The organism is Sutterella sp. (assembly GCF_030539355.1).
Lineage (GTDB): Bacteria > Pseudomonadota > Gammaproteobacteria > Burkholderiales > Burkholderiaceae_F > Sutterella.
Genome location: NZ_JAUNSF010000173.1, coordinates 1 through 3,385, shown reverse-complemented (window position 1 = coordinate 3,385; position 3,385 = coordinate 1). Strand labels below are relative to the sequence as shown.

Below are 3,385 nucleotides of genomic sequence, written 5' to 3'. Positions count from 1 at the left end.
AATTCTTCTCTACTCGCCGCTTGCGGATCTCTTCGAGATGAATCTTCTCAACATCCGGCACAACGGAACCATTCGCATCAGCCATACGATTGATCGCGCCGAGCTCATACTTCTCGGCATTCGCGACGGCGCCGAAGTGCATTTCCCGCAGGATTATGACTTCGACCGCTCAAAGAAGTACATGAATGTTCATCGCAGGAATTACAGCCAGCGCGGACGGGCGGAATACGCCCGGGAAAAGAAGGAGGCCGGGGAATACGAGGCATTTAGAGTGAAGCAGAAGCGTGCTGAATCTGTGGCGCCCGTTGAATGCGTGCCCGATCACGAACTACGACGGAACGCTGGCTGTATGCAGGATTGAAAAGAAGGTGAGTTCGGCTGAACCATCCAATTTCAGCTTCAGGAGTGCCGGCGGAATGACGGGAAGTGCCTTCATTCCGCCGGTGCTTTCGCATTCCCCAGTGCCGGTGTCGGTTCGGAAGGCCGGCATGACTTGCGGCCGGGCCCCCTCCTCCGGCCCTCGGGCCGCCAGCGGATCTTCAGACGGAGCATTGAAATTTCTGCAGATTTCTTTGATTGCATCGCTGCGATGGCTGTTGACGCATGGGGCTGTAGGATGGCGGTATGAAGGTGCGATTCGCTTTTCGGGACCGGGTGTTCCGTGCGGGCCGCGCCTTGTGACTGACAGTAGATTCCGGGAGAAAGAGACATGGCAATGCCCCGAGGCAAAGTGCTGACTGACAGGGACCGCGCCCTCATCGAGGCGGCGAGGAAAGGCCACGACATCCAGGCGTTCCGCATGGTGAAGATCGTCGAGGATGCGATTGAGAAGGCCGTGGCGGAGGGACGGCTCACGCGCGAGGAGGCCGAGGCAGACCCCGAGGGGGCGATCATGCGCGCGCACGCGCATCTCGCCGTGGGCGAGTATCCCTCGTCCGTGCTGGCGCTCAGGGAACTCACCGGCGCCCGCGGCCCCGGCGCGGAGGACAACGGCGGCTGGTGGTACAAACTGAGCGAGGCCTGGATGGCCTGCGGAGACCTGGAGAAGTCCCGCGACGCGGCGGAGCGCGCAGTAAGGCTCGAGCCGGACTTTCCCTGGTCCTGGCTTGCCGTGGCGAAGCTGCGGGCTCACTTCGGCGACGAGGCCGGTGCGATGCGGGCGGTCAGGGCCGGGCTTGCGCTCGTCCCCGGGGATCCGGAGTTCACCCGGCTCGAGGGCGAGATCGAGGCGAAGGCCCCGGTCGAGAAGATGGAGTACCACTTCATCGACCCGGACACGGACAGTGATCTCCTCCGCGGCACGATGCCCGTCGACGAGCGGCTCCAGCGCCTCTACGCCGTGAACTGCATCCGCCCGGACGAGCGGCGCCTCGCGTGGAACCTCGGGGTCCTCGGTGCCATGGGCCTCAAGGACTGGGTGCCCGCGGCGCCTCCTCTGCGCCCCTTCTCCTGCGCCACGCTCCTGAGGGAAGGCTTCGAGCCCCTCACCGTGCGCTTCCTCATGAACGAGGCCGGGTTCTCGAAGATCGGCTCGATCTGGCTCGAGCGCATGCTCGCCGTGCTGCCCGACGCCCCGGAGATGCACCGGGCGGAGCGCGTCGACGTGCTGCAGAACCGCCACCTGCACATTGTCTTCACCGACGACGAGGGCAGGGAGGCCCGGGCCGACATCGATCTCTCGCCCCTCGGGGGCGACGAGTCGGCGCTCGCCCGCAGGACGCTCGAGTTCATCGAGAAGAACGGCCCCGACGCGGACGTGCTGAGCCCGGAGGACGCCGCGGCCCTTCCCGCGCTCGCCGAGCTTGAGGACCGGCACGACTGGAAGGCCGTGACGGAGAGCCTGATCGCTTTCTTTCAGAATCAGGATCACCCGCCCTCGCCCTTCCTCTCGGGCGAGATCGCGGTCGCGTTCAACAATCTCTCCACCCCGGGAAACGCCGCGAACTGCGCGCTCGCGCTCGTGGCGCTCGAAAGCGCGCGGGAGCGGTACTCGGAGACCTATTCCTGGAACATCCGCATGGGGCATGCCCTCGTGACGCTCAACCGCGAGGGCGAGGCGGTCGAGTACCTCGACGCCGCGCTCGCAGCGGATCCCATGAGTCTGGAGGCGCTTGAACTCATGCACCGCGCCCTTGGCGCACTCACGCTCTCGCGCTTCACCTTCTGCTTCGCCGAGCGCATCGAAGGCGTCTGGGAGCTCTTCTCGAAGCACGAGGCGGAGCTGCGCGAACGGCTCCGCACGGATCCCGTGGAGGCGCTCGACGACATCCGCCGCATCTTTGAGCTCGTCTCGGCCGGCTGGTGGATTGACGCCTCTCTGCCGAAGAGAGGAAGGAAGTGCCGGCTCGTCTTCTCGCCCGCGAAGAACCCGGCCTTCATTCATCCGATCTGCATGCTTGCCGACGCCATGCCCGAGTCGGTGAGGAAGAACTGGCGGATCTTCAAGGGGCGGCAGCCGGGCGGGGTCGGCGAGAGCGGGGAGCGTCACCAGACGCTGATTGATAGGGAGGAGAAGCTCCGTGTGCTCCCGCTCCCCGAGGAAGGCCGCATCCGGCTCAACTTCCACTCCGACGAGTTCGAGGGCGTCTACAGCCCGGAGGCGGCCGATCCATACTGCGAGGCCCTGAAGGAGATCGCCGAGCGCACCCTCGGCGAGGCGGTGACGATGAAGTGCCTCGCGAGCGTCGCGGTCTGCCCGCCGGGAAGCGATCCCGCCGGGACGATTCCCCTCGGGGAACTCCCTCAGTGGTTCGACGAGCACGTGTCCGGGGTGCGTGGGCTCCGGCTCGAGGACCTGCTCAGCGACCGGCTCGAGTACTTCGTGAAGCCGATCGACAGCCCCGTCCCCATGTCGGACATCACCTCCGGGTGGTCCACTGCCGTGGAGTTCCTCAACCGCTTCCGCTCGGGCGACGACACGCTCGTTAACACGCTTGCGCGCTCCGGCCTCGGCGCGGGGTTCGTCACCCTCGTGCCCGCGGAGCTTCCGGAGAACCCGGAGGAGGCTGAGGAGCACATGAAGCGCCTGATGAGCGGCATCCGGAAGCTCGTCGCTCACGAACTCGCCGGCGCCGCCTTTGTCTCGGGCGAGGCCCTGGCCGCAGGGCGCGCCTACATGGAGTTCATCGTCCTCGATCCGATGCGGCTTTTCCGCGCGCTGGCCGCCTGGGCCGGGGAGCAGCCCGCCGTCGGCAGCCTCAGCTGGCGCTCCTGGCACAGCCGCGCGGGCGATCTCGGGCTGAAGTGAGTCCCGAGGATTGATCGATATCAAATTTTCGGTGCGAGCCGGGGCCCTCTGGTCCCGCCTGTTCCGAGGAATCGGGAAACCCGTCCGAATGTCCGTTCGGGCGGGTTTCGGCTGTCTGGAGACCGGCAATTTCACCAG

General features: G+C 65.9%; 2 protein-coding genes. Both read left to right on the top strand.

From position 1 onward, the window contains the following. Positions 1-361 (top strand): hypothetical protein (locus Q4F91_RS13215; protein WP_303338198.1); only part of this gene is annotated, 361 nt, incomplete at its 5' end. 354 nt (positions 362-715) lie between these two features. Beyond that, positions 716-3,247: a hypothetical protein gene (locus tag Q4F91_RS13210; protein WP_303338197.1), complete on the top strand. Its 2,532-nt coding sequence runs from the start codon at positions 716-718 to the stop codon at positions 3,245-3,247. The last annotated feature ends 138 nt before the right edge of the window (positions 3,248-3,385 follow it).